This window comes from Streptomyces sp. NBC_00704 (genome assembly GCF_036226605.1).
Taxonomy (GTDB): Bacteria; Actinomycetota; Actinomycetes; order Streptomycetales; family Streptomycetaceae; genus Streptomyces.
Genome location: NZ_CP109000.1, coordinates 2,948,223 through 2,973,379, shown reverse-complemented (window position 1 = coordinate 2,973,379; position 25,157 = coordinate 2,948,223). Strand labels below are relative to the sequence as shown.

Here is a 25,157-nt window from a genome sequence, read left to right as displayed (position 1 = left end):
CCAACAGTCCTTCCCTCTGCCTCATATGGCGCACCGTTGACCAGCACCTTTTCACCGCACCCCGAGTGCTGTGGGTTGGCCGGCGCTCGATTCGAGAGGGCAGGTCGGGAGCGTCGAACCCCGGCGGTCCGATTCCTGAGATCCCGTTCCCACTGGAACAAGGAGTAGTGGAATGCGCATCACCCGTACCAGCGGCGGTCGCGGCCGCAGAGCAGCGGCCCTGACCACCACGGTCCTGACGGCCTCGGCGCTGCTGCTGACCGGCTGCAGCGACGACGGCGACTCGGACGCCTCGGACTCCAACGGGAACATCACTCTCAAGGTGGCCGACTTCGGGCAGTTCGGCTACAAGGAAGCCGGTCTGTTCGCCAAGTACCACACGTTGCACCCGAACATCACGGTGCAGGAGGAGACGACCGCCAACGAGCAGGACTACTACCCGAAGCTCCTTCAGCAGCTGAACACGGGCAGCGGTCTGGGGGACGTCACCGGCATCGAGGTCGGTCGCATCAAGGAGGTCGTCGACACCCAGGCGGCCAAGTTCGCCGACCTGAGCAAGACGATCAACGTGGCCGACTGGGTCTCCTGGAAGGAGAAGCAGGCCACCGCGAAGGACGGCTCGGTCATAGGCGCCGGCACCGACATCGGCCCGATGTCTCTGTGCTATCGCAAGGACCTCTTCGAGAAGGCGGGCCTGCCGGCCGACCGTGAGGCCGTCGCCGCGGCCGTCAAGGGCGGCTGGGAGGACTACATCAAGCTCGGCGAGAAGTTCAAGGCGAAGGCGCCCGCCGGCACCTACTTCATGGACTCCGCGAGTGCCATGTACAACGCCGTCGTCGGTTCCTCGGCGAAGCAGTACTACGACGCCGACGGCAAGGCGATCTACAAGGACAGCCCTTCCGTGCAGCAGGCCTGGAACCTGTCGGCCGAGGCCGCGTCGAAGAAGCTGACCCAGGGTCTGCCGCAGTTCACCGACCCGTGGAAGGCCGCGCTCCGCAAGGGCACCGTGGCCACCGTGGCGTGCCCCGCGTGGATGGCCGGCCAGATCTCCATCAACTCCGGTGACGCCTACAAGGGCAAGTGGGACATCAGCCGGGCGCCCGGCGCCACCGCGGCCAACTGGGGCGGCTCCTTCCTGGCCGTTCCCAAGGGCGGCAAGCACGTCAAGGAGGCCACCGAGCTGGTCAAGTGGCTGACGGCTCCCGAGCAGCAGGCCGCCGTGTTCAAGGCGATCGGCGTCTTCCCCTCCAACAAGGGCGCCTACGAGCTCGCCGACGTGAAGGACGCGAAGCTCCCGTACTTCAGCGACGCCCCGATCGGCCAGATCTACGCCGAGGAGGCCAAGGCCATCCCGGAGACCGTGCTCGGCCCGAAGGACGCCACGATCAAGGACACGATCTCCACGCAGATCAACAACATGGAGAAGCGCGGCACCAAGCCCGCCGACGCGTGGAAGGCCGCTACCGACACGATCGACAAGGTGATCGGCTGACACCCGCCGGTGCGGGCGGCCCGACGGGCTGCCCGCACCGCGTTGCGGCGCGGGGGCCCGCGCGGCGGCTCCCGCGCCCGTGGCGCGGGGGTCGTCCACACCGGGCCGGCCATCCGGCGCCGGTCCGCTCCGCGGCGTCCGGCAGACACTGACCGGACGTCGCGGCACCGTGTCGTACGGGCAGGTGACCGGAGCCCCAGGACGTGACGCGAACCCCGTGACAGGCTCCGCTCGGGCAGGAGGCGCAGGTCACCGCCGGGACGCGTGGCCGCTCGGCGTCGTACCGGTCCGCGGCCGGACGGCGCACCGCCGCCCGGCCCGTGCTCCCGCCTCCCGCCCCACCCGGCCCAGACATCCAGGGAAGGACTCCCTCCGTGGCAACCACAACCCCTGCACGGGGTGCCCACACCCCGCCGACCGGCGGTTCCGGCGTCGCGCCGAACGGACCCAGCGCGTGGCGCACGCGGCTGTGGCGGTTCGACGACAAGGCGTCGCCCTACGCGTACATCGCCCCCTTCTTCCTCATCTTCGGAGCCTTCGGGCTCTACCCGCTCCTGTACACGGGCTGGATAGCCCTGCACCGGGTGGAGATGACGGGCCTCGACCAGTCCGAGTGGGTCGGCTTCGACAACTTCGCCAAGATCCTCCAGGACTCCGAGTTCTGGACCGCCGTCACGAACACCTTCGTGATCGGCGTCATCTCGACCGTCCCGCAGCTCCTCGTGGCGCTGGGCCTCGCCCATCTGCTCAACTACAAGCTGCGTGCCAGCACCTTCTGGCGGACGGTGATCCTCACCCCGTACGCCACCTCGGTGGCCACCGCGGCCCTGGTCTTCGCCCTGGTGTTCCGGGCCGACGGCGGCCTGCTCAACTGGGTGCTCCACTTCGTCGGCATCGGCAACACCGACTGGGGCGACGGCGAGTGGACGTCCAAGATCGCCATCTCCGTCATCGTGATCTGGCGCTGGACCGGCTACAACGCCCTGATCTACCTCGCGGCCATGCAGGCCGTGCCCACCGACCTCTACGAAGCGGCGTCGATCGACGGCGCGACGCGCTGGCAGCAGTTCCGCAAGGTGACCATTCCCTCGCTGCGACCGACGATCCTGTTCACCATCGTCATCTCGACGATCGGTTCCATGCAGCTGTTCGGTGAGCCGCTGCTGCTCCAGGGCGGCACGATCGGCGCCGTCGGAGGCAGCGAGCACCAGTACGAGACCCTCAGCATCTACCTCTTCAACTACGGCTGGAAGCTGGGACATCTGGGCCCGGCGGCGGCCGTGGCCTGGGCCATGCTCGTCCTGCTGCTGCTCATCGCCCTGATCAACTGGATCGTCGGCCGGTTCGTGCGCAAGAGCGCGGCCTGACGGGAGCGATATCGATGACCACGACCAGTCCCACCAAGACCGTGCCGGTCCTCGACCCGGCACCGCTTCCCGCCCCCGCGGACAAGAAGGGCAGCCGTTTCAAACTCGGCGCCGGCCAGCAGCTCAAGGGCGGCCCGTTCACCTACCTGACGCTGATCGTCATCGGCCTGGGTTCGGTCTTCCCGCTGTACTGGACGCTGGTGGCGGCCTCCCACGACCAGCAGCGGGTCCTCGACACCCCGCCGCCGTTCCTGCCCGGTGGCCGGCTGTGGAGCAACATCCAGGCGGCCTGGGACCAGGCCCACCTGGGCAAGGCCATCGTCAACAGCTTCATCGTGGCCGGCTGCATCACCGCGGCCACGCTGTTCTTCTGCACCCTGGCCGGCTACGCCTTCGCCAAGATGCGCTTCCGCGGCCGCGGCGCCCTGATGACCGCCGTCATCGCCACCCTGACGATTCCGCCACAGCTCAGCGTCGTCCCGCTGTTCATGATGATGTCGGACATCGGGTGGGGCGGAAAGCTGGAGTCGGTGATCTTCCCGACCCTGGTCGGCGCCTTCGGCGTCTTCTTCATGCGCCAGTACCTGCTGGAGGCCCTGCCCTACGAGCTGATCGAGGCGGCCAAGGTGGACGGGGCGACCAACATCCGCATCGTCTGGAACGTGGTCCTGCCCGCGGCCCGGCCCGCGATGATGGTCCTGGGCATGCTCACCTTCGTGCAGGCGTGGAACGACTTCTTCTGGCCCTTCCTCGCCCTGAACCAGGAGAACCCCACCCTCCAGGTGGCCCTCGGCCAGCTCAGCGCCTCCTACACCCCCGACCAGAGCATCGTCATGGCCGGAGCGCTGATCAGCACCCTGCCGCTGCTGCTGGTCTTCGTCGTCTTCGGCAAGCAGATCGTCGGCGGCATCATGGCGGGCGCCGTCAAGGGCTAGGCCAGATCCGCGAAAGTCCGCCGGACGCCGTCCCGTACGGCCCGCCCCGCACGCGGGCCGTGCCCGGCCGGGCGCCCAGAGCCGTGCCCCCGTCCGCTTCCCCCCATCGCCGGATCACCCTCCGGTCCTTTCTCACGCCACTTGGGAGCGTTCTCTCCATGACTGCCGTACGAACCGAGACCAAGGCCGAGCCGGCCGCAGCCACCTCCTTCCCGCCGGGCTTCGTCTGGGGCGCCGCCACCGCCGCGTACCAGGTGGAGGGCGCCGCCGCGGAGGACGGCCGGACACCCTCCATCTGGGACACCTTCAGCCACACCCCGGGCAAGGTGCGCAACGGCGACACCGGTGACATCGCCGCCGACCACTACCACCGCTACCGCGACGACGTGGCGCTCATGAAGGACCTCGGTCTCGGCGCGTACCGCTTCTCGATCTCCTGGTCGCGGGTCCAGCCCACCGGCCGCGGCCCCGCCGTCGAGCGCGGGCTCGACTTCTACCGCCGGCTCACCGACGAGCTCCTGGAGGCGGGCATCACGCCCGTCGCCACCCTCTACCACTGGGACCTCCCCCAGGAGCTGGAGGACGCGGGAGGCTGGCCGCAGCGCGACACCGCGCACCGGTTCGCCGACTACGCGGAGATCATGGGCCGCGCCCTCGGGGACCGCGTCGGACTGTGGACGACCCTCAACGAGCCCTGGTGCTCGGCGTTCCTGGGCTACGGCTCGGGTGTGCACGCCCCGGGCCGCACCGACCCGGCCGCCACCCTGCGCGCCGCCCACCACCTCAACCTGGGCCACGGCCTCGCGGTGGGGGCGCTGCGCGCCAACCTCCCGGCGTCGGCCCAGACCTCGATCACCCTCAACCTGCACCAGGTGCGCCCGCTCACCGACAGCCCCGAGGACGCCGAGGCCGCCCGCCGGATCGACGCGGTCGGCAACCGCGTCTTCACCGGCCCTGTCCTGGACGGCGTCTACCCCGACGACCTGATGGCCGACACCGCCCACCTCGTCGACTGGGCGGAGCTGGTGCACGACGGCGACCTGGCGGAGATCTCCCGCCCGATCGACGTGCTGGGCGTCAACTACTACGCCCCGACGGTGGTGTCGGCCGGCGACGGCACCGGCACCAAGAACGACGGCCACGGCGCGAGCGACCACTCGCCGTGGACCGGCTCCGACCACGTCGACTTCCATCTCGCCAACGACCAGCTCACCGCGATGAACTGGGCCATCGACCCCGACGGCCTGTACACGCTGCTGACCGACCTGGCCGCGTCGCACCCGCAGTTGCCGCTGATGGTCACCGAGAACGGCGCCGCCTTCGACGACTACGTCTCTCCCGAGGGCCTGGTCAACGACCCGCAGCGGATCGCCTACCTGCACGCGCACCTGGAGGCCGTCCGCCGGGCCGTGGCCGACGGCGCCGACGTGCGCGGCTACTTCCTGTGGTCCCTGCTGGACAACTTCGAGTGGTCCTACGGTTATTCGAAGCGCTTCGGCGCCGTCTACGTCGACTACTCCACCCAGCGCCGCATCCCGAAGGAGAGCGCCCACTGGTACGCCGGGGTGATCCGGCGCAACGCGCTGCCGGCCGCCGGGCAGGAGTGAGCCCCGACCGCCCCGACGCCCCCGTCCGCGACCCGGCCGGCCCTCGTACGCCGTCCCGCGAAACACCTGTGTGAACGGGCCGCGGGGCGGCTGGGGCGTGTTCCGGAAGGGGCGCCGTCTGCCCGCAGGGCAGGCCGGGCGCCGGGCGTGGCCGGGGCCGGGCACGCGCAGGGGCGGACGCTGCCCGGCCGCGGCCGTCCCTCCCGGGCCGACCGGTGCGAAAAGCCGCCGGTCGGCGAGGGAGAATGGGCCGGGGAGGGCCGGGGCCACGTTTGTTACATTCCTGGCCCTGAGTGCTGCGAACGGAAGGCGGCGACCATGGCGGTCAGCAGTGGGCGGAGCCGGGGCGGCCGTCGGCCGACGCTGGAGGAGGTCGCCGCTCGGGCCGGAGTCGGTCGTGGCACGGTCTCCCGGGTCATCAACGGCTCGCCCCGGGTCAGCGACGCGACCCGCGCGGCCGTCGAGGCGGCGGTCGCCGAACTCGGGTACGTCCCCAACACGGCCGCCCGTGCCCTGGCCGCCAACCGCACGGACGCCATCGCGCTGGTCGTCCCCGAGTCGGAGACCCGCTTCTTCGCGGAGCCCTATTTCTCGGACATGCTGAAGGGCGTCGGCGCCGAGCTGTCGGACACGGAGATGCAGCTCCTGCTGATCTTCGCGGGCAGCGACAAGGAGCGCCGCCGGCTCGCCGAGTACCTGGCGGCGCACCGCGTGGACGGCGTTCTGCTGGTGTCCGTGCACGCCGACGACCCGCTGCCCGACCTGCTCGCCCAGCTGGAGATTCCCGCCGTGATCAGCGGCCCGAGGTCGGCGCGTGAGGCGCTGGCGTCGGTGGACTCCGACAACTACGGCGGCGGCCGCTCAGCCGTCGAGCACCTGCTGGCCCGCGGCCGCCGCGAGATCGCCCACATCACCGGGCGCCTCGACGTGTACGGCGCGCAGCGCCGCGTCGACGGCTACCGCGAGGCGCTGCGCGACGCCGGGCACGGGGCCGACGAACAGCTCATCGAGCCGGGGGACTTCACCGAGGAGGGCGGGCGCCGTGCGATGGCCGCGCTGCTCGGCCGGCGCCCCGGCCTGGACGCGGTGTTCGCGGGTTCGGACGTGATGGCGGCCGGCGCCCGGCAGGTCCTGCGCGAGCAGGGCCGCCGTATCCCGGACGACGTGGCGCTGGTGGGGTACGACGACTCGGCCATAGCGCGTCACATGGATCCGCCGCTCACCAGCGTCCGCCAGCCCATCGAGGACATGGGCCGCAGGATGATCGGCCTGCTGCTGTCGGAGATCGCGGGCAGCGGCCCGACGGTGCCCGGGGGGCCGCAGCGGCGCCAGGTGGTGCTCCCGACGAAGCTGGTGGAGCGCGCTTCGTCGTGACGGCGGAACCGGCGACGGCGTGAAGGGCGCCTCCCGTCGGGGGCCGCCCGTACGACGCGACCGGCCCGCCCCCACAACGCCGTCAGCCGGTGACCTCCCTCGCGGGAAGTCACCGGCTGATGACTCAGGGTGAGTGACGGGACTCGAACCCGCGGCATCCTGGACCACAACCAGGTGCTCTACCAGCTGAGCTACACCCACCACGCCCGGCAGTTGGACTTTGCGGTCTCCCTACCGGCCGAGAAAAAGTGTACAGGGTCCGAAGGGGTGCTCGCGCACGGCTTTTCCCGGGGCCGCCGGAGCGTCGTCGTGAGGGCTCAGTTCGCGGGCAGGACGTGCTTGGCCGCGATCGACTTCGCGGTCTCGGAGTCGGGGCCGGGCTGCGGCACGAAGACGGCCTCGCGGTAGTAGCGCAGTTCCGCGATGGACTCGCGGATGTCGGCGAGGGCGCGGTGGTTGCCGTTCTTCTCGGGGCTGTTGAAGTAGGCGCGCGGGTACCAGCGCCGGGCCAGCTCCTTGATCGAGGAGACGTCGACGATCCGGTAGTGGAGGTAGACCTCCAAGGCCGCCATGTCCCGGGCCAGAAAACCGCGGTCGGTGCCGACGGAGTTCCCGCACAGGGGCGCCTTGCCCGGCTCCTTCACGTGTTCCCGCACATAGGCGAGGACCTGTGCCTCGGCCTCGGCGAGCGTCGTGCCGCCCGCCAGTTCGTCGAGCAGTCCGGACGCGGTGTGCATCTGACGCACCACCTCCGGCATCGTCTCCAGCGCCCGGTCCGGCGGGCGGATGACGATGTCCACACCGTCGCCGAGGATGTTCAGCTCGGAGTCGGTGACGAGGGCGGCTACCTCGATGAGAGCGTCGTCGGACAGCGAGAGGCCGGTCATCTCGCAGTCGATCCACACCATGCGATCGTTCATGCGACCACCCTAAAGCTGACGTCGCCTTTTGAGGCGTCCTGGTGTCCACCGCCCTCGGCGGACGCGCCGGGGCGCGCCCGGACGCCGGACGGGCCGCGTCATGGGCCCGTCCGGCGTCACAGGGTCGTTCACATGCCGCTGCGCTGCCCCGGCACACTCGCCCGCGAGGCCGCGTACGCCTCACGCGCGTGCTCGGACGGCAGGGACGCCGACGAGCCCATCGCCCCGGCCGTGGCCGAGGCCGTGCGCCGGATCTGCGGAGGCACCGGTCCGGGCGACTCCGGGTGCAGCGACGGCGGCGGTGGCGGCGGGGCCGGCGGCTCGCTGTCCGTCGGCCGTTCGCCCTGCGGCCTGCGCGCCCGGTAGGCCGCCCGGTACGCCGCCGGCGACGAGCCGAGCTGGCGGCGGAAGTGGCCGCGCAGGGCCACCGGCGAGCGGAAGCCGCAGCGGCCCGCGACCTCGTCCACCGAGTAGTCCGACGTCTCCAGCAGCCGCTGCGCCTGGAGCACCCGCTGGGTGATCAGCCACTGAAGCGGCGCGCTGCCGGTCAGCGACCGGAAGCGGCGGTCGAAGGTGCGCCGGCTCATGTAGGCGCGCGCGGCGAGCGTCTCCACGTCGAACTGCTCGTGGAGGTGCTCCAGCGCCCAGGCGACGACCTCGGCCAGCGGGTCGGCGCCGATCTCCTCGGGTAAAGACCGGTCGAGGTAGCGCTCCTGCCCGCCCGACCGGCGCGGTGGCACCACGAGACGCCGGGCCAGCGCGCCCGCCGCCTCGTTACCGTGATCCGTCCGCACGATGTGCAGACACAGATCGATTCCGGCCGCGGTGCCGGCCGACGTCAGCACGTCGCCGTCGTCGACGAACAGCTCCCGTGGATCCACGTGGACCGACGGATAGCGCTTGGCCAGCGTCGGCGCGTACATCCAGTGGGTGGTGGCCGGACGGCCGTCCAGCAGGCCCGCGGCGGCCAGCACGAACGCGCCGGTGCACAGGCCCACTATGCGGGCGCCCTCCTCGTGCGCCCGGCGCAGTGCGTCGAGCGCTTCCTCCGGCGGTGGCGACGTGATCGAACGCCAGGCGGGCACGACGACCGTGCCCGCCCGCGAGATCGCCTCCAGGCCGTGTGGTGCGGTGAGTTCCAGGCCCCCTGTGGTCCGCAGCGGGCCTTCCTCGCCGCCGCACACCAACAAGCGGTAGCGCGGCACGCCGGCGTCCTGGCGGTCAATCCCGAACACCGACAGCGGAATGGAACTCTCGAATATGGGGCCGCCGCTGAACAGCAGCACCGCGACGATCTCCTTGCGTCGTCGCCCGGACAGTTTCCGGGCCACGGCTTCCGGTGCGGCAGTGGAGTCGTGGCTCATCCTGCTAAGCCCCCCTCGGTGGTCGCGGCTCCTCGGTTGTGTCGCTCCTGCACGTTTCCCCTTGGTCCTGCACGAGTCCCCCGCCGTAGACAGTCAAGATCGAATCTACTGTGTCGCCTGATGCCGGCGTGGCCAGTTCACCATCCGGCGGATTGTCGACATGGCAACTTGGCGTGAAGCATTCGATCACGAAGCGTTGCACTCACGGGCCGTGCAGGGAAGTGCGCCTCGGTGCGGTGGCCAATCCCCATAGGGTGCACGGGTGCCCCGGCCCCCTTTCCGTGCAGGTGGAACGGGGGGTGGGGGGTGGTTACGGCAAGAGAGGCACACTTACCGGAAGTTGGCTGAAAACAAGCGGTTCCGTGCGTGAAAACCGGTCAACCGACCGGTGAGTTTCCCCCGGAGTGACGACCGCCGCGGCGCGGCCCCGTTCCGGCGCGCTGGTGGCGCCCCCGGTGGTGCGCCCCGGGTGCGGGCTCGTCGGCGAGCAGTCGGGCCGCGCACCGCTCGGACCGGCGCAGCAGCACCCGGCAGACGGCCGTGACGGCGGCGAGGCCCAGGGCGGTCCCGGCGGCCCCGGCGAGGGAGGCGCCGTAGCCGAGCAGGACCACCGGGACCAGGACGCAGCTGAAGGCCGCCCAGCGGATCAGGTCGGTCGTCCGGTCCTCGCCGGGGCGGGGCCGGGGGGCGGGGGGGAGCGGGCGCATCGGGCGGACTCCTTCCTGGGCGGCGGGTTCGGTCCGCGCCGCGGTGCGGCGGGGCCCGGCCGGGGGCGGCGGTTCACGGGGTTCAACGCCCCTTCGCGCGGTCGGTCACTGCCGGAGGGGGCCCGGTCTCGGCGGGCGTCCGTGCAAACCGCCTGTACGGGGCAGCAACCATTGCGTTACGGGCGTCCGCTCGTGCATGCTCCCTGGAACCCCCACCGGGGGCGTGCGGGCTCTGGGCCCTGGAGGCGTGCCGCCGTACCCTTGGGGGTACGGGGTTGGGAAGAGGATTCCCGGACAGCTCCGCCGCTCACCGCCGTCCCACCCGTACAAGGATCGATACGCCGAGACAGCCATGGCCGGTCACGAATTCTTCGAACCCGCGGACCGCAAGCGGCCCGTCGCCGACCCGACGGCGGCCGAGCCCCTGGCGGCCGAAGAGGCACGCCATTCCTGCGATCCCGCTTTCAAGCACGGCGTGGTCGTCGGTTTCGACGGCTCCACGTCGAGCGAGCGGGCCCTCGCGTACGCGATCGGCATGGCCCATCGCTCCGGATCGGGCCTGATCATCGTCCATGTCGCCAACCGGCTGCCCACCACGGTGTGGGCGGGCTGCGAGCCGCCCGTCTTCGTCGACGTGCCCGACCACCGCACCGAGGTGCTCGGTCTGGAGCTGGCTTGCGCGGACTACCTCGCCGAGGTCCCCTGGATCCTCGTCGAGCGCGGCGGCGACATCTGTCACGAGCTCGAAGAGGTCGGGCGGGAGTACGAGGCCGACGCGATCGTCGTCGGCTCCACGCACGGTCTCGTCGGCCGGATCTTCGGCTCCGTCGCGGGGCGGCTCGCCAAGCGCGCCAAACGCCCCGTGATCGTCATCCCGTAATTCCCGCAACTCCCGTCACTCCCCGGCGGGATGAGGCCGGGGAGCCCCCGGATCCCCCGTGTGTGCAGCGCGAAACTACTGGCGCGTAGGGGTGTTTGTGCCTTTGTGAAGGGCATATATCGCTCACACAACTGCACAGGCATGAAGGGAGCTTGCCGTGGACAACGACGTCTCTGCGGGAAGCAGCACCACCACGATCGCCGGCCGACTCGCCCTCGGCGTCACCCTGCTGGCCTTCGGGCTGGGGTACACCGACCTCATCGACGGCGTGACGGCCGCGGACGCCGTGGCCGTCGCCCACTACGTCGGCGGCGTCGCGCTCTTCCTCGCCGGCCTGCTCGCCCTGCGCCAGGGGGACGCGGCCGCCGGCACCGCCCACACCGTCCTCGGCGCCTTCTGGTTCACCTGGGCGGTCTCCGCCGGCGCCCAGGTCTCCGACAACGCGGCAGGGCTCTTCCTGCTCCTGTTCGCCCTCGTGGCCCTCTCCCTGACCCTCGCCGGGGGCGACCAACTCGGCCAGGCGGCCCACGGGTTGTTCTGCGTCGGCCTGGTCCTGGCGGCCGTCGCCCGGTTCGCCGACAGCGGCGGACTCGCCAAGGCGGGCGGCTGGTTCGCCGTCGCGGCGGGCGCGGTCGCCTGGTACACGGCGACGGCGGCCCTGGCGCACTGGCCCACGACGGTCTCCCGGCGTGCTGCCCGTCCCGGTGTGACGGCCGCGGGCTGAACCGGCAGCCGGCGCCGGGGGGACGGGCCGCCCCGGCGGATGGAGCGGGCCCCCTGTGCGCGGTGGCGGCACAGGGGGCCCGTTCGTGTCCGCCGGTCCGCGCGGTCCGAGCGGGCCCCCTGTGCGCGGTGGCGGCACAGGGGGCCCGTTCGTGTCCGCCGGTCCGCGCGGTCGTCCCGCGCCCCGGCGGGCGACTACTCGACGGTGACGGACTTCGCCAGGTTGCGCGGCTTGTCGATGTCACGGCCCAGCGCCTTCGCCGTGTAGTAGGCGAGGAGCTGGAGCGGGATGCCCATGAGGATCGGGTCGAGCTCGTCCTCGTTCTTGGGGACGACGATCGTCCGGTCCGCCTTCTCCTGCTCGCGGTGGGCGACCGCGACGATCCGCCCGCTGCGGGCCTTGATCTCCTCCAGGGCCGCGCGGTTCTTCTCCAGCAGGTCGTCGTCGGGGACGATTGCGACCGTCGGGAGCGCGGGCTCGATGAGGGCCAGCGGACCGTGCTTCAGCTCGGAGGCCGGGTAGGCCTCGGCGTGGATGTACGAGACCTCCTTGAGCTTCAGCGAGGCCTCGCGGGCGACCGGGTAGCCCCGGACGCGGCCGATGAAGAGCATCGAGCGGGCCTCGGCCAGCTCCTCGGCCAGCTTCTCGATCTCCGCCTCCTGCTCCATGATCTCGGCGATCTGGGCGGGCAGCTTGCGCAGGCCCTCGATGATCCGCTTGCCGTCGCGCACCGAGAGGTCGCGGGTGCGGCCCAGGTGCAGCGCGAGCAGCGCGAAGGCCACCGTCGTGTTGGTGAAGCACTTGGTGGACACGACGCAGACCTCGGGGCCGGCGTGCACGTAGACGCCGCCGTCCGCCTCGCGGGCGATCGCCGAGCCGACCACGTTGACCACGCCCAGCACCCGCGCGCCCTTGCGCTTCAGCTCCTGGACGGCCGCCAGCACGTCGTACGTCTCACCGGACTGCGAGACGGCGATGTACAGCGTGTCGGGGTCCACGACCGCGTTGCGGTAGCGGAACTCGGACGCGGGCTCGGCGTCCGCAGGGATGCGGGCCAGCTCCTCGATCATCTGGGCGCCGATCATGCCCGCGTGGTACGACGTGCCGCAGCCGAGGATCTTGACGCGGCGGATCTGGCGCGCCTCGCGGGCGTCCAGGTTGAGGCCGCCGAGGTGCACGGTGGAGAAGCGGTCGTCGATGCGGCCGCGCAGCACGCGGTCCACGGCGTCGGCCTGCTCGTGGATCTCCTTGTGCATGTAGGTGTCGTGGCCGCCCATGTCGTAGGAGGCGGCCTCCCACTCCACGGTCGTCGGCTCGGCGGTGGTGCGGGTGCCCTCGGTGGTGTACGTGCGGAAGTCGTCCGCCTTGAGGGTGGCCATCTCGCCGTCGTCGAGGGTGACTATCTGGCGGGTGTGGGCGACGAGCGCGGCGATGTCCGAGGCGACGAACATCTCCTTCTCGCCGATGCCGAGGACGACCGGGGAGCCGTTGCGGGCGACGACGATGCGGTCGGAGAAGTCGGCGTGCATCACGGCGATGCCGTAGGTGCCCTCGACGACGCGCAGCGCCTCGCGCACCTTGTCCTCGAGCTTGTCGGCCTGGGCGCGGGCGACGAGGTGGACGAGGACCTCGGTGTCCGTCTCGGAGAGGAACTCGACGCCGTCCGCTTCGAGCTTCTTGCGCAGGTCGGAGGCGTTGTCGATGATGCCGTTGTGGACGACGGCGACCTTGAGGTCGGCCGACATGTGCGGGTGGGCGTTCACGTCGGAGGGGGCGCCGTGGGTGGCCCAGCGGGTGTGGGCGATGCCGGTCGTGCCCTTGAAGCGGGCCGGGACCTTGGCCTCCAGGTCGCGCACCCGGCCCTTGGCCTTGACCATCTTCAGGCCGGCCGTCTTGGGCGAGGTGACGACTATGCCGGCCGAGTCGTAGCCGCGGTACTCCAGGCGCTGAAGGCCCTCCAGGAGCAGGGGAGCGACGTCACGCTTCCCGATGTATCCGACGATTCCGCACATGTATACGTATCCCCAAGCTTCGGTTCAGCCGTAGACGATGCGCCGCAGTTGCCTGAGCGTCAGCTCGGGCGGCGCCACCGCACGGTATTTCAGGTCCGCCTCGATCCGTTCGAAGATCTCCGCGTTCACCAGGCCCTGGGCCTGGAGCTCGCGGTGGCGGCGACGGACGTAGTCCTCGGTCGTCTCGTCGAAGTAGGCGAGCACGTCCTGGATCACCCGCAGCGCCTCGCCCCGCTGGAGGGGGGTGGAGCGCGTCAGGTGATCGACAAGTTCCTCGTGCACCCGGTAGATCCTGGGGTACGCGAGCCGGTTTCGCAAGAAACGTGCCCGATTTCGGGCAGGCGGCTGTTAAGCGGCCTTGGCGGAACATTGAATGTGTTATGGGCCGCTGTTCGTGAACCGTCCATCCGGCGTCTTGCGGGCCGTCGCCGGAGACGACGAGTTTCAGACGCCATGGACACTCCTCGCATGGGCGTACCCGAGCGGCTCGCCGACCGCATGAGCATGGCCGAGCAGCACGAGTACCTGCGCACCAGGTTCTCCCGGCGCACGATGATCAGAGGCGGCGCGGTCACGCTGGGCGCCGTCACCGGTGGCGCGTTCGTGACGGGCGCCACGGCACAGACCGCCGCCCGCACCCAGCCGCTCTCGCACACCGAGCCCGTCGACGGCGCCCTCGTCGCCCCCTTCGGCCGCCACCTCGCCTACGGCGACGACCCGCGCACCGAGATGACCGTCTCCTGGCAGGTGCCCGTCGCGGTGAAGAAGCCGTTCATCCGCATCGGCGCCCACCCCTGGGACCTCTCCCGCAAGATCGAGGCGGAGGTGCGCACCCTCCACACCCCGGCCGGCGTCGGCGCGAGCGGCGACCACACCCAGTACTACGTGCACGCCGAGCTGACCCGCCTCAAGCCGGGCAGGACGTACTACTACGGCGTCGGGCACACGGGCTTCGACCCGGCCGCCCCGCACCTGCTGGGCACCCTCGGCACCTTCACCACGGCGCCCGCCCACAAGGCCCCCTTCACCTTCACGGCCTTCGGCGACCAGGGCGTCAGCTACCACGCGCTGGCCAACGACAGCCTGATCCTCGGCCAGAACCCGGCCTTCCACCTGCACGCCGGTGACATCGCCTACGGCGACCCGGCCGGGCAGGGCAAGACCTCCGACACCGTCTTCGACGCGCGCACCTGGGACCAGTTCCTCGCCCAGACCGAGTCCGTCTCCAAGTCGGTGCCGTGGATGGTGTCGTACGGCAACCACGACATGGAGGCCTGGTACTCGCCCAACGGCTACGGCGGCGAGGAGGCCCGCTGGAACCTCCCCGGCAACGGCCCCGACAAGAAGAACCTGCCGGGCGTCTACTCCTTCGTCCACGGCAACACGGCGGTCATCTCGCTGGACCCCAACGACGTCTCCTTCGAGATCCCCGCGAACCTCGGCATCTCCGGCGGAACCCAGACCAGGTGGCTGGAGGCGCGGCTGAGGGCGTTCCGCGCCTCGAAGGACATCGACTTCGTCGTGGTGTTCTTCCACCACTGCGCCTACTGCACCTCCACCGCGCACGCCTCGGAGGGCGGCGTGCGTCAGGAGTGGGTGCCGCTGTTCGACGAGTACCGGGTGGACCTCGTCATCAACGGGCACAACCACCAGTACGAGCGCACCGACGTCATCAGGGGAGGCGCGGTCGCCAAGAAGCTCCCGATCGGCGGCACGGCCTACCCCGAGACCGAGGGCGTCGTCTACGTGACGGCGGGCGCGGCCGGCCGCAGCCTGTACGCGTTCTCCGCCCCGGACTCCTACGAGGGCCACGAGAACGAGGCCGAGTCGGTGGCCTCGTTCGTCAACCTGAAGGACGGCAGGAAGGACGAGACCGTCACCTGGTCGCGCGTGCGCTACCTGAACTACTCGTTCCTGCGCGTGGACGTCGCTCCCGCGCCCAGGGGCCACTACACGACCCTGAAGGTCCAGGGCATCGCGGAGACCGGCGACCGCATCGACCACTTCACGGTGGCCCGCAGGGCGAAGTAGCCCGCACCGGGCCGACTCCGGCGGCAGGCGGTCCTCGCCCGCTCTACAGGCGCTTGAGGACCGCCTGCTTGGCCAGGGCGAACTCGTCGTCCGTCAGCACGCCGTCACGGTGCAGGTCGCCCAGCTGGCGCAGCCGGCGCAGCAGCGCGTCGTGGTCGCCCTCGGCCGCGGGAGCCGGCAGCAGCGGACGTACGGCGTCCGCCGCCGAGATCGCCGTGCTCGCGCCCGGATGCGGGAGCCGTGCCTGCACGGCCGCCGCGACCAGGGCCATCAGCGGATCCCTGCGAAAGCCCCACAGTTCCACCGCGTTCGGGTCGTACTTCGGCGGGGCCGTGGCGGACGTGTGCCGCGACCGGAACCGCAGGGCGCCGTTCTCCAGCCCCACCGCGGGCTGCCACTCCACGCCCTCGATGTCCGCGAGCGGCAGCGCGCGCGGCCCGGCGGACGACTTGGCCTCCTCCGTCTTCCAGTTCCACTCCAGCCGTACGGTCTCGCCGTCGAAGCTCGCGGTGCCGTCCCCGGCGGACACGGACAGGGGCACCGGCGGGCCCGGCAGCAGATAGGCGTCCACCGGGTCGGACGGGACCCCGTCCAGCAGCAGCGCGCGGCGCACCTCGTCCACGAGGTACTCGGCGACGCCGTACCGGTCGGACTCGACGAGCAGCTGGTACGGGTCGTGCGGCTCGGCCAGCCTGCCGCCGGTCGCCTGGAGCAGCGGATCCGCGCCGTCGCGCAGCCGCAGCCTGAGCCGCCCGGCCCGCTTGCCCTGCTCGAACGACACGCCCGCCAACGCCCGCAGCGGAACGACGAGTTCACCCAGCTCCCGGCGGAGCAGGCCGACGTTCCTGTCCCGTCCCGGCGTCAGCCGCAGGGCGTCGCCGTCGAAGATCCACGTGCCGTCCTTCTGCAGGATTTCCGCCATGCGGGGATTGTTCCACCGCCCCGGTGCGGACACACGGCGGCCGGCCGGCACGGCGGCGGGCTCCGGCGGGGACCGTCCCGCGGAGCCCGCCGGGCCGGTCAGAACGCCGCGACGGGGTTGCGCAGGGCGCCGACCAGCTGGAGGGCGCCCGAGGGGTCGGCCAGGTCCACCATCTGCCGGTTGTCGCGCAGCTGGAGGCGGTTGAGGCAGGACAGGGCGAACTCGGGGGCGAACAGGTCGTACCGGCTGAACCGGTCGGCCAGTTCGGGGTTGGCCTCCTGGTAGGCGCGGGTGACCTCGGCGACCGTGCGCCAGAAGCCGTCCTCCGCCAGGATCCCCTCGGCGGCGAGAGCGGCGGCGAGGAAGCGGAAGAAGCAGTCGAAGACGTCCGTGAAGATCGACAGGAGCTTCGTGTCCTCGGGCACGTCGACGCGGATGCGCCGGACCTCGGGCGGCAGCACCGCGTCCGGGTCCATGACGGCGATCTCCTCGGCGATGTCCTTGTAGACGGCCCGCCGCACGACGCCGTCCTTCAGGACCAGGATCGTGTTCTCGCCGTGCGGCATGAACACCAGGTCGTAGGCGTAGAAGCTGTGCAGCAGGGGCGTGTAGTACGCCTGGAGGTAGGCGCGCAGCCAGTCGGCCGGGGCCAGGCCGGAGCGCTCGATCAGGGCGCCGGCCACCGACCGGCCCTCGTGGTCCACATGGATCAGGGAGGCCATCGTCGCGAGCGACTCGCCCTCCCGCAGCGACGGCACCGGGCTCTCCCGCCACAGCGCCGCGAGCATCTTGCGGTACGGCGAGTGGCGGTCCGTCGCGGCCTCGTACTCCAGGTGCCGGTAGCCGACGGCGGCCCGCTCGCGGATGATCGACAGCCCGGTCGACTTCAGCACCGGGTCGTTGTCGATGAGCCGGGCCAGCCAGTCGTTGATGGCCGGGGTGGCCTCCATGTAGGCGGCCGACAGACCGCGCATGAACCCCATGTTGAGCACGGACAGGGCCGTCTTGACGTAGTGCTTCTCGGGGTGGGTGCGGTTGAAGAAGGTGCGGATGCTTTGCTGCGCCAGGTACTCGTCGTCGCCCTCGCCCAGGCACACCAGGTTCTGACGGGCGATCTCGGCCGCGAAGGTGACGGCGAGCTTGTTCCACCACTGCCAGGGGTGGACGGGGACGAGGAGGTAGTCGGCCGGGTCCAGGCCGCGCCCGCGCAGGACCGCGTCGAACCGGTCGACGGTCGCGTCGCCCAGCTCCTCGCGCACGAAGGACTCGTAGGCGATGCCCGCCCCGGCCGTGAACGCGGCCCGCGAACGGTGCGCGGCCAGCCACACCAGCCGCACCGGGCTCGCCGTCTCCGGCGCGTACGACAGGTACTCGTGGACGCCGAAGCCGAGCCGCCCGTTGTTGGCGACGAAGCAGGGGTGGCCCTCGGTCATGCCGGTCTCGATGGCCTGGAAGCCGCCGCGGACCAGTTCCGCCGAGGTGACCTCGGGCTTGGTGAGCTTGTAGCAGGTGCTGGAGAGGGTGGAGGAGATCTCCTCCAGGTAGACCGGCAGGATCTCGTCGCTCAGCCCCAGGGTCTTCCTCAGCTCGACGAAGAAGTCCAGCGCCTCGAGGGGCAGTTCGGCCCCGTCGCGGGTGCGGGTGATCGAGCCGGCGTCGATCTGCCAGTGGTCGAGGGCGCGGCGGACGGCGGTGAAGCGGTAGGACGTCAGCGCGTCGTCGCTGCGGACGACGTACCGGCCCTCGCTCCCGTCCGGCGTGCCGTGCCCCGCGTGCGTGTCGAGCGCCTCGGGCGTGACGAGCCGCTCGTGGGCGAACTCGGCGAGGGCCTTGCGCACCAGCAGGCGGTTGGCCTTCGCCCAGTGCTCGGGGGAGAGGTGGGCCACGGCGTCGGCGGGGGTCATGCCGTCACCCCCGTGGCCGCGGTGAACCGCTCGCGGGTGCAGAAGCTCAGCAGCGCCGTCTTCTCCGGCTTGCGGATCTCCCGCTCGGGCACGAAGCCGACGGCCTCGTTGAGCGCGTGCACGGCCTTGTTGCCGACGTCCGGCTCGACGACCACGCGCCGCACCGCCGGGTCGGCGAAGAGGTGCGCCATGACGGCGGTGATCACCGCGCGGGTGAAGCCGTGCACCGGCCGGTCGGTCGGGGCGACCAGGAAGTGCATGCCGACGTCGCCCGGGAGCGGCTCGTACAGGCCCGCCAGCTCGCGGTGGACGGGGTCGTAGTGCTCCATGAGGAAGGCCGGTTCGCCGTCGTGCAGCCCGAGGAGGGCGTGGTGGTGCTCGTCGGCGGCGATGCCCATGTAGGCCCGCTCGACGTCCACGAGCGTCGCGTTCTGCATCATCCAGTAGGCGGCCTTGGGGTGCGTCACCCAGCGGTGCAGCAGCCCGGCGTCGCGGAGCGGGTCGAGGGGACGGAGGGAGAGGCGGCCGACGGCCGCGGGGCTGGTCATACGCCGAACTCCTGGAAGGCGATGGTCTTCTCGACGGGGTAGTACTCGCGGCCGAGCAGCTCGCGGATGATGCAGCTGTTGCGGTAGGCGCCCATGCCGAGGTCGGGCGAGGTGACGCTGTGCGCGTGCACGCCCCCGTTCTGGAGGAACACGCCCCGGCCGGTGGTGTCGACGGCGTAGTTGCGGCCGATGTCGAAGTTGCCGCGGGAGTCGCGGCGCAGCCTGTCCCTGACCGGCGCGAGGAACGCGGGCTCGGCGTAGTGGTAGCCGGTGGCCAGCACCAGCCCCTGGCTGCTCAGCTCGAAGTCCTTGCCCTGCTCCTCCTGGCGGAAGGCGAGGGTGTACGTGCCGTCGGCGTGGCTCGCGCCGGTGAGCGCCGAGTTGGTCAGCAGCCGGGTGGGGACGGGCCCGGCGAGGCTCTTGCGGTAGAGCAGGTCGAAGATCTCGTTCACGAGGTCGCCGTCGATGCCCTTGAACAGGCCCTTCTGGTCGGCGGCGAGGCGGTAGCGGGTCTGCTCCGGCAGCGCCCGGAAGTAGTCGACGTACTCCGGGGAGGTCATCTCCAGGGTGAGCTTGGTGTACTCCAGCGGGAAGAAGCGCGGGGAGCGGGTGACCCAGTTCAGCCGGTAGCCGTGCACGTCGATCTCGGAGAGCAGGTCGAGGTAGATCTCGGCGGCCGACTGCCCGGAGCCGACCAGGGTGATCGACTCCTTCTTCTGGAGTTCCGCCTTGTGCTGCACATAGCGGGAGTTGTGCAGGAAGTCGCCGCCGAGTCCGGCGCAGGCCGGCGGTATGTGGGGGGAGGTGCCGGTGCCCAGGACCAGGCGGCGGGCGCGGTGGACGTCGCCGTCGGTGGTCCGCACGGCGTACACCTCGTCGCTCTCGTCGTAGGTCACCTCGGCGACCGTGGTCGAGAAGCGCACGCTGGTCAGCTGGTGGGCGGCCCAGCGGCAGTAGTCGTCGTACTCGACGCGCAGCGGGTAGAAGTTCTCGCGGATGTAGAACGAGTAGAGCCGGCCTTTCTCCTTCAGGTAGTTGAGGAAGGAGTAGGGCGACGTGGGGTCGGCGAGGGTGACCAGGTCCGACATGAACGGGGTCTGGAGGTGGGCGCCGTCGAGGAACATGCCCGCGTGCCACTCGAAGTCGGGCTTCGACTCCAGGAAGAGGCCGTCGAGTTCGGCGATGGGCTCGGTCAGGCAGGCCAGGCCGAGGTTGAAGGGGCCGAGTCCGATCCCCACGAAGTCGTGGACGGTGTCCGGGGATTCAGCAGGCGCGGTCAAGGGACTCTCCCAGGTACTGCTCGGCGTGGCCGGCGATCAGGTCGAGGACGGCGGCGATGTCGTCGGTGGTGGTCTCGGGGTTGAGCAGGGTGAACTTCAGGTAGTGGCGGGCGCCGACCTTGGTGCCCGCGACCACCGCGTCGCCGGAGGCGAACAGGGCCTTGCGGGCGTACAGGTTGGCGCGGTCGGTCTCGGCCGGGTCGGTGACGCCGGCCGGGACGTAGCGGAAGACGAGGGTGGACAGCGACGGCCGGACGACGACGTCGAAGCGCGGATCGGCGGCCAGCAGGCGCCAGCCATCGGCGGCCAGGTCGCAGACCTCGTCGAAGAGCGCGCCGATGCCGTCGGCGCCCATGGTGCGCAGGGTCATCCACAGCTTGAGGGCGTCGAAGCGGCGGGTGGTCTGGAGGGACTTGTCCACCTGGTTGGGGATGCGCTCGTGCACCATGCGGCGCGGGTTGAGGTACTCGGCATGGTAGGTGGCGTGGCGCAGCGTGGTGGCGTCGCGGACCAGCACGGCGGAGGAACTCACGGGCTGGAAGAAGGACTTGTGGTAGTCGACGGTGACGGAGTCGGCGCGTTCGATGCCGTCGATGCGGTCCCGGTACTTCACGGAGGCGAGGAGCCCGCAGCCGTAGGCGGCGTCGACGTGCATCCAGGCGCCGAACTGGGCGCAGAGTTCGGCGATCTCGGGGAGCGGGTCGACGGAGCCGAAGTCGGTGGTGCCGGCGGTGGCGACGACGGCCATGGGGACGAGGCCGTCCTTCCTGCACCGCTCCAGCTCGTGGGCGAGGGCCACGGTCTGCATGCGCTTGTCGTGGTCGACGGGGACGGCGATCACGGCTTCGGGGCCGAGGCCGAGCAGTTTCGCCGACTTCTGCACGCTGAAGTGGCCGGCCTCGGAGACGAAGACGCGCAGTCGCGCGAGGGAGTCGGACTTCGCCTCCTCGCGGGCCAGCAGCAGGGCCTGGAGGTTGGACTGGCTGCCGCCGGAGGTGAACACGCCGTCGGCGGCGGGGCCGAGGCCGGCGCGGGCGCACGTCCAGTCGATCAGCCTGCGCTCGATGAGGGTGCCGCCGGCCGACTGGTCCCAGGTGTCGAGGGAGGAGTTGACGGCGGACAGGACCGCCTCGCCCAGCACGGCGGGGATGACCACGGGGCAGTTGAGGTGGGCGAGGTAGCGGGGGTGGTGGAAGTAGACCGCGTCGCGGAGGTAGACCTCCTCCAGCTCGTCGAGCACGGCGGTGGTGTCGCCCAGGGGCCGGTCGAGGTCGATGCGGTCGATGCGGGGCGCGAGGGCGTCGACCGTGACCCCGGTGAACGGACGGTCGGTGGCGGCGAGTTTGGCGGCCACCCGCTCTACTCCTTCGGTCACGGAGCGGCGGTAGTGCTCCGCGTTCGTGTCATTGAGCAGGTGCGAGCGCATGGTGGGGGTCCTCCGGGGGGTGGGGACGGGACGCGGGGGCGGGGCGGTTCGGGGGCGGAACCTCAGGGTCAACTTAGGTTAGCCTAACCTGAGTTTGATCACCGGAATCCTGGGTGTGCCGTGACGGTGGTCACGTGTGCGCCCCCGCAGTCCGGCTGCGGGGGCGCGGTGTCGCTACTCGGTCTCGCGGAGCTGTTCCTCGCTCATGCCCCGCCGCCAGTAGCCGACGAAGGTGACCCGGCGCCGGTCCACGCCGCGCTCGCGCACGAAGTGCCGGCGCAGCGCCTTCACGGATCCGGACTCGCCCGCGATCCAGACGTACGGGCGCTCGGCGGGCGGCAGCGCGGCCGCGCGGACGGCGTCGACGGAATCCTCCCCGACCACCCAGGTCACCTCGGCGGCCGCCCGGGTCGTCAACTCCCGTATGCCCGCCGGGTCGTGGACCTCCAGCCAGACCCGGGCGCGCCGGCCGGACGGCAGCGACTCCAGGATCGACGCGACGGCCGGCAGCGCGCTCTCGTCACCCCAGAGCACCAGCAGGTCGGCGTCGTGCGGCGGACGGAAGCGGATCGCCCGGTTGTCGGCCACCGCGGGCCCGAGCAGCAGCACCCGGTCCCCGGCGGCCGCGCGCGCCGCCCACGCCGAGGCGGGCCCGGCGGGCGTGTGCAGCACGAAGTCGACGTCGATGCCCACCGTGCGTCCGAGCGGGTCGGCGCGCAGCCCGCTCAGCGTGTACGAACGCATCACCGCCCGTACGTCGTCGGGCAGTTCACGCCAGCCCTGCCACCAGCCGTCCCCCAGCTCGACGGGAACGCGCGGCTCCTCCTGTCCCGGGTGCGGCAGGAAGAGCGACAGCGACTGGTCGCGCCCGTCGGAGAGGAAGTGGAGCAGGTCCTCCCCGGCGAAGCTCACCCGGACCAGGGACGGCGACAGCCGCCGGGTCCGGGCGACCCGGAGCGAGAAGAACCGGAAGGGGGCGGCGACGGCGGTGGTCATGGGGGCTCCCGAAGACGTGGGGGCGGGACGGATCGCTCAGGGGCGCGGGGCCGCCTCGGCGTGCGGCTCCGCCGCGTGGGCGCGAGCGCCACGGCCTCGGCCGCGGCGCGCCCACGTCGTCAGGTCGCCGTCGTTCAGGCGACCTTCTTCGCCTTCTCCAGCGCCGCGGCGAGGTTCTCCAGCAGCGGCACGCACTTGTCGTAGGACAGGATCGGTTCGGGGGAGCGCGCGATGACCTGGCCGGCCTTGACCGCGGGCAGCTTCTTCCAGGTCGCCTCGGTGATGTCGGCGGGCTGGATGGTCGAGGAGCGGTCGTCCATCATGATGATGTCGGCCGGGTACTTGTCGACGTTCTCCCAGCTCAGCGACTCGTACCAGCCGCCGCCCTGGGCCTTCGCCTTCTCCGGCGGCTCGACGAAGTTCACGCCGAGGGCCTTGAAGTACTCCAGGTCGATCGAGAGATCGGTGCCGGACACGTAGAACAGCTCGGGGCTCGCGGAGCCGGCCATCACCCTGATGCCGGGCTTGGCCTTGGCGGCGGCGCGCAGCCGGGCGGCCGCGTCCTCGAACCTCTTCTTGGCGCCGGTGACCGCGGCCGCCGTCATGTCGGCGCCCAGCGACTCGGCCAGTTCCCACATGCGTTGCAGCGGACCCGTCAGCTGACGGTCGTAGACGGAGACGCCGACGCTCGGGGCGAGCTTGGCGATCTTGTCCTTGGAGGCCTCGGGGACGTACCAGAGGGTGCCGGCGCCGTCGAACATCGTGGAGATGAGGACGTCGGGCGCGAGGGCCGCGTACTTCTCGACGTTGAACTCGTCCCAGACGTTGCCGAGGACGGTCACCTTGGTGACGTCCATGTCGCCGGCCTGCACGTCGGCCTTGCCCGAGGTGGTCTTCGTGGGGCCGAAGACGCCCTTGACCTGGATGCCGTAGTCGTGGAGGGCCGCGCCGACGCCGGTGAAGGCGACGATGTTCGCGGGGACCGAGTCGAGCTCGACGGTGGTGCCGCGGTCGTCCTTGAAGGTCCAGGGGCCGGACTTCGCCGGGGCGTTCGCCGGCGACCCGGAGCCGCTGCCGCCCGGCTTGTCGTCCCCGCAGGCGGCGAGCACGGCGCCGAGACCGAGGGCGCCACCGGCGGCGAGGAGGCCGCGGCGGGTGGGACGGACGGCTCTGGCGTTGGACATGAGTGTGCCACTTTCGAACGGGGCGGGATCACCCGAGGACGGTTCGAATGTAGGTTAGCCTAACCTCAGCTCGCGTCCAGAGGGTGGCCCCGGGGACCGCGGCCGCGCCCGCCCGCGCCGGTTGCCGGCGGCCGGCCACCGGCGGACGGGCCGTCACCAGGACGCGGCGGAAACGGCGTCGGCGGCCCCGGCCGGTGGGCCGGGGCCGCCGAGCGGCCGAGCAATGGCGCGCAGACGTCGGGACGCCGAGGGCGCCGGGAGCCGTCCTGCGCCGGGAGGCCGGGAGCCGTCCTGCGCCGGGACGCCGGGCGGCGTCGGGTCAGGCGGGCAGGCCCAGCTCCCGGGCGATCAGCATGCGCTGCACCTCGCTCGTGCCCTCGCCGATCTCCAGGATCTTGGAGTCGCGCCACATCCGGGCCACCGGGTACTCGTTCATGAAGCCGTAGCCGCCGTGCACCTGGGTGGCGTCGCGGGCGTTGTCGACGGCGATCGTCGACGAGTACAGCTTCGCCAGCGCCGCCTCCTTCTTGAAGGGCTCCCCGGCCACCAGCCGCGAGGCCGCGTCGCGCCAGGCCAGGCGGGAGGTGTGGGCCTTCATCTCCATGTCGGCGATCTTGAACTGGACGGCCTGGTTGGCGCCGATCGGGCGGCCGAACGCGTGCCGTTCCCGGGCGTACTTGACCGACTCGTCCACGCAGCCCTGCGCGAGGCCGGTCGCCAGCGCGGCGATGGCGATGCGCCCCTCGTCGAGGATCCGCAGGAACTGCGCGTAGCCGCGGCCCTCCTCGCCGAGCAGGTTCGCCGCCGGGACGCGCACGTCGGCGAAGGACAGCTCACGGGTGTCCGAGGCGTTCCAGCCGACCTTCGAGTAGGGCGCGGCGACCGTGAAGCCCGGGGTGCCGGCCGGGACGATGATCGCGGAGATCAGCGGCCGGCCGTCCGGCTTGCGGCCCGTCACCGCGGTGACCGTGACCAGGCCCGTGATGTCCGTGCCCGAGTTGGTGATGAAGCACTTCGTGCCGTTGATCACCCACTCGTCGGTGTCGGGGTCGAGGCGGGCCGTCGTGCGCGTCGCCCCCGCGTCCGAGCCGCCGTCCGGCTCGGTCAGCCCGAACGCTCCGAGCATCTCGCCGGAGCACAGCCGCGGCAGCCACTGGCGCTTCTGCTCGGGCGTGCCGAAGAGATGGATCGGCATGGCGCCCAGCGAGACGCCGGCCTCCAGGGTGATCGCCACGGACGAGTCGACCCGCGCGAGCTCCTCCAGCGCGATGCCCAGGGCGAGGTAGTCGCCGCCCATGCCGCCGTGCTCCTCGGGGAAGGGCAGGCCGAACAGGCCCATGCGGCCCATCTCGCGGACGATCTCGTAGGGGAACTCGTGCCGCTCGTAGAAGTCACCGATCTTGGGCGCGACGACGTCGTGCGCGAACTCCTCGACCGTGCGGCGGAGTTCTTCCAGTTCGGGGGAGAGACGGTGGTCCATGTCG

The 25,157-nt window shown here is 71.3% G+C and carries 21 protein-coding genes and 1 tRNA gene; 8 read left to right on the top strand and 14 right to left on the bottom strand.

Annotated features, from left to right (window positions below; genetic code table 11):
• The first annotated feature begins 172 nt into the window (after window positions 1-172).
• The 5 genes from OG802_RS13005 to OG802_RS12985 all read left to right on the top strand — a co-directional run bounded on the left by OG802_RS13005 (window position 173) and on the right by OG802_RS12985 (window position 6,775).
• Window positions 173-1,492 carry an ABC transporter substrate-binding protein gene (locus OG802_RS13005; protein ID WP_329410237.1) on the top strand — a complete coding sequence of 440 codons (1,320 nt, stop codon included), beginning with the start codon at window positions 173-175 and terminating at the stop codon, window positions 1,490-1,492.
• 374 nt (window positions 1,493-1,866) lie between these two features.
• On the top strand, window positions 1,867-2,859 hold the full coding sequence (locus tag OG802_RS13000; RefSeq protein WP_329410234.1) for a carbohydrate ABC transporter permease: 993 nt from the start codon (window positions 1,867-1,869) through the stop codon (window positions 2,857-2,859).
• Between the two features lie 14 nt (window positions 2,860-2,873).
• Window positions 2,874-3,794, top strand: coding sequence for a carbohydrate ABC transporter permease (locus OG802_RS12995; RefSeq protein WP_329410232.1), 921 nt, complete (start codon window positions 2,874-2,876; stop codon window positions 3,792-3,794).
• Window positions 3,795-3,952: 158 nt separating this feature from the next.
• Window positions 3,953-5,401 carry a GH1 family beta-glucosidase gene (locus OG802_RS12990; protein ID WP_329410230.1) on the top strand — a complete coding sequence of 483 codons (1,449 nt, stop codon included), beginning with the start codon at window positions 3,953-3,955 and terminating at the stop codon, window positions 5,399-5,401.
• Between the two features lie 318 nt (window positions 5,402-5,719).
• Window positions 5,720-6,775 (top strand): LacI family DNA-binding transcriptional regulator, encoded by a 1,056-nt coding sequence (locus tag OG802_RS12985; protein WP_329410228.1) that lies wholly within the window; start codon window positions 5,720-5,722, stop codon window positions 6,773-6,775.
• A gap of 128 nt (window positions 6,776-6,903) precedes the next feature.
• On the opposite strand, the gene OG802_RS12980 is transcribed toward OG802_RS12985, so the two are convergent.
• The 4 genes from OG802_RS12980 to OG802_RS12965 form a co-directional block, all read right to left on the bottom strand.
• Window positions 6,904-6,976: transfer RNA gene (locus tag OG802_RS12980), tRNA-His, on the bottom strand.
• Window positions 6,977-7,092: 116 nt separating this feature from the next.
• Window positions 7,093-7,695, bottom strand: a complete 603-nt coding sequence (gene orn, locus OG802_RS12975; protein WP_329410226.1) for an oligoribonuclease — start codon at window positions 7,693-7,695, stop codon at window positions 7,093-7,095.
• Between the two features lie 128 nt (window positions 7,696-7,823).
• A complete protein-coding gene (locus OG802_RS12970) occupies window positions 7,824-9,059 on the bottom strand; it encodes a helix-turn-helix domain-containing protein (RefSeq protein WP_329410224.1) in 1,236 nt (411 codons plus the stop codon).
• Window positions 9,060-9,436: 377 nt separating this feature from the next.
• The gene (locus tag OG802_RS12965) at window positions 9,437-9,766 is read right to left on the bottom strand and encodes a hypothetical protein (RefSeq protein ID WP_329410222.1); all 330 of its coding nucleotides are present in this window, start codon (window positions 9,764-9,766) and stop codon (window positions 9,437-9,439) included.
• A gap of 352 nt (window positions 9,767-10,118) precedes the next feature.
• Between OG802_RS12965 and OG802_RS12960 the strand changes: the two genes are divergently transcribed.
• Together OG802_RS12960 and OG802_RS12955 are read left to right on the top strand one after the other, a co-directional pair.
• Window positions 10,119-10,646 (top strand): universal stress protein, encoded by a 528-nt coding sequence (locus OG802_RS12960; protein ID WP_329410220.1) that lies wholly within the window; start codon window positions 10,119-10,121, stop codon window positions 10,644-10,646.
• A gap of 157 nt (window positions 10,647-10,803) precedes the next feature.
• Window positions 10,804-11,370 carry a GPR1/FUN34/YaaH family transporter gene (locus tag OG802_RS12955; RefSeq protein ID WP_329410218.1) on the top strand — a complete coding sequence of 189 codons (567 nt, stop codon included), beginning with the start codon at window positions 10,804-10,806 and terminating at the stop codon, window positions 11,368-11,370.
• A 194-nt stretch (window positions 11,371-11,564) separates the two neighbouring features.
• Here the strand turns inward: OG802_RS12955 and glmS are convergent, their stop codons facing one another.
• Window positions 11,565-13,382 carry a glutamine--fructose-6-phosphate transaminase (isomerizing) gene (glmS, locus tag OG802_RS12950; RefSeq protein WP_329410216.1) on the bottom strand — a complete coding sequence of 606 codons (1,818 nt, stop codon included), beginning with the start codon at window positions 13,380-13,382 and terminating at the stop codon, window positions 11,565-11,567.
• 24 nt (window positions 13,383-13,406) lie between these two features.
• Window positions 13,407-13,664, bottom strand: coding sequence for a hypothetical protein (locus OG802_RS12945; protein ID WP_329410215.1), 258 nt, complete (start codon window positions 13,662-13,664; stop codon window positions 13,407-13,409).
• Between the two features lie 186 nt (window positions 13,665-13,850).
• Between OG802_RS12945 and OG802_RS12940 the strand changes: the two genes are divergently transcribed.
• Window positions 13,851-15,413: a purple acid phosphatase family protein gene (locus OG802_RS12940; RefSeq protein WP_329410213.1), complete on the top strand. Its 1,563-nt coding sequence runs from the start codon at window positions 13,851-13,853 to the stop codon at window positions 15,411-15,413.
• Between the two features lie 43 nt (window positions 15,414-15,456).
• On the opposite strand, the gene OG802_RS12935 is transcribed toward OG802_RS12940, so the two are convergent.
• The 8 genes from OG802_RS12935 to OG802_RS12900 all read right to left on the bottom strand — a co-directional run bounded on the left by OG802_RS12935 (window position 15,457) and on the right by OG802_RS12900 (window position 25,153).
• Entirely contained in the window at window positions 15,457-16,335 is an 879-nt protein-coding gene (locus OG802_RS12935) for a DUF4429 domain-containing protein (RefSeq protein ID WP_329410211.1), read from the bottom strand.
• 98 nt (window positions 16,336-16,433) lie between these two features.
• Complete coding sequence (locus OG802_RS12930) at window positions 16,434-18,239, bottom strand: IucA/IucC family protein (protein WP_329410209.1); 1,806 nt, start codon at window positions 18,237-18,239, stop codon at window positions 16,434-16,436.
• The gene (locus tag OG802_RS12925; protein WP_329410207.1) at window positions 18,236-18,787 is read right to left on the bottom strand and encodes a GNAT family N-acetyltransferase; all 552 of its coding nucleotides are present in this window, start codon (window positions 18,785-18,787) and stop codon (window positions 18,236-18,238) included. Before OG802_RS12925 ends, OG802_RS12930 begins: the two co-directional genes overlap by 4 nt.
• Window positions 18,784-20,067, bottom strand: a complete 1,284-nt coding sequence (locus OG802_RS12920) for a lysine N(6)-hydroxylase/L-ornithine N(5)-oxygenase family protein (RefSeq protein ID WP_329410206.1) — start codon at window positions 20,065-20,067, stop codon at window positions 18,784-18,786. The genes OG802_RS12925 and OG802_RS12920 overlap by 4 nt, the downstream gene beginning before the upstream one ends.
• The gene (gene desA, locus OG802_RS12915; RefSeq protein ID WP_329410204.1) at window positions 20,051-21,493 is read right to left on the bottom strand and encodes a lysine decarboxylase DesA; all 1,443 of its coding nucleotides are present in this window, start codon (window positions 21,491-21,493) and stop codon (window positions 20,051-20,053) included. Before desA ends, OG802_RS12920 begins: the two co-directional genes overlap by 17 nt.
• A 174-nt stretch (window positions 21,494-21,667) precedes the next feature.
• Window positions 21,668-22,489: a siderophore-interacting protein gene (locus OG802_RS12910; RefSeq protein WP_329410201.1), complete on the bottom strand. Its 822-nt coding sequence runs from the start codon at window positions 22,487-22,489 to the stop codon at window positions 21,668-21,670.
• A gap of 134 nt (window positions 22,490-22,623) precedes the next feature.
• Complete coding sequence (locus OG802_RS12905) at window positions 22,624-23,673, bottom strand: ABC transporter substrate-binding protein (RefSeq protein WP_329410199.1); 1,050 nt, start codon at window positions 23,671-23,673, stop codon at window positions 22,624-22,626.
• A 319-nt stretch (window positions 23,674-23,992) separates the two neighbouring features.
• Window positions 23,993-25,153: an acyl-CoA dehydrogenase family protein gene (locus tag OG802_RS12900; protein WP_329410197.1), complete on the bottom strand. Its 1,161-nt coding sequence runs from the start codon at window positions 25,151-25,153 to the stop codon at window positions 23,993-23,995.
• Between the last annotated feature and the right edge of the window lie 4 nt (window positions 25,154-25,157).

Coding starts and splice junctions, on each gene's coding strand:
- OG802_RS12970 (WP_329410224.1), bottom strand. CDS start 9,059: ATGAGCCACGACTCCACTGCCGCACCGGAAGCCGTGGCCCGGAAACTG.
- desA (WP_329410204.1), bottom strand. CDS start 21,493: ATGCGCTCGCACCTGCTCAATGACACGAACGCGGAGCACTACCGCCGC.
- OG802_RS12985 (WP_329410228.1), top strand. CDS start 5,720: ATGGCGGTCAGCAGTGGGCGGAGCCGGGGCGGCCGTCGGCCGACGCTG.
- OG802_RS12940 (WP_329410213.1), top strand. CDS start 13,851: ATGGGCGTACCCGAGCGGCTCGCCGACCGCATGAGCATGGCCGAGCAG.
- OG802_RS12900 (WP_329410197.1), bottom strand. CDS start 25,153: ATGGACCACCGTCTCTCCCCCGAACTGGAAGAACTCCGCCGCACGGTC.
- OG802_RS12925 (WP_329410207.1), bottom strand. CDS start 18,787: ATGACCAGCCCCGCGGCCGTCGGCCGCCTCTCCCTCCGTCCCCTCGAC.
- OG802_RS12905 (WP_329410199.1), bottom strand. CDS start 23,673: ATGTCCAACGCCAGAGCCGTCCGTCCCACCCGCCGCGGCCTCCTCGCC.
- OG802_RS13005 (WP_329410237.1), top strand. CDS start 173: ATGCGCATCACCCGTACCAGCGGCGGTCGCGGCCGCAGAGCAGCGGCC.
- OG802_RS12965 (WP_329410222.1), bottom strand. CDS start 9,766: ATGCGCCCGCTCCCCCCCGCCCCCCGGCCCCGCCCCGGCGAGGACCGG.
- OG802_RS12910 (WP_329410201.1), bottom strand. CDS start 22,489: ATGACCACCGCCGTCGCCGCCCCCTTCCGGTTCTTCTCGCTCCGGGTC.
- OG802_RS12960 (WP_329410220.1), top strand. CDS start 10,119: ATGGCCGGTCACGAATTCTTCGAACCCGCGGACCGCAAGCGGCCCGTC.
- orn (WP_329410226.1), bottom strand. CDS start 7,695: ATGAACGATCGCATGGTGTGGATCGACTGCGAGATGACCGGCCTCTCG.
- glmS (WP_329410216.1), bottom strand. CDS start 13,382: ATGTGCGGAATCGTCGGATACATCGGGAAGCGTGACGTCGCTCCCCTG.
- OG802_RS12935 (WP_329410211.1), bottom strand. CDS start 16,335: ATGGCGGAAATCCTGCAGAAGGACGGCACGTGGATCTTCGACGGCGAC.
- OG802_RS12995 (WP_329410232.1), top strand. CDS start 2,874: ATGACCACGACCAGTCCCACCAAGACCGTGCCGGTCCTCGACCCGGCA.
- OG802_RS12930 (WP_329410209.1), bottom strand. CDS start 18,239: ATGACCCCCGCCGACGCCGTGGCCCACCTCTCCCCCGAGCACTGGGCG.
- OG802_RS12990 (WP_329410230.1), top strand. CDS start 3,953: ATGACTGCCGTACGAACCGAGACCAAGGCCGAGCCGGCCGCAGCCACC.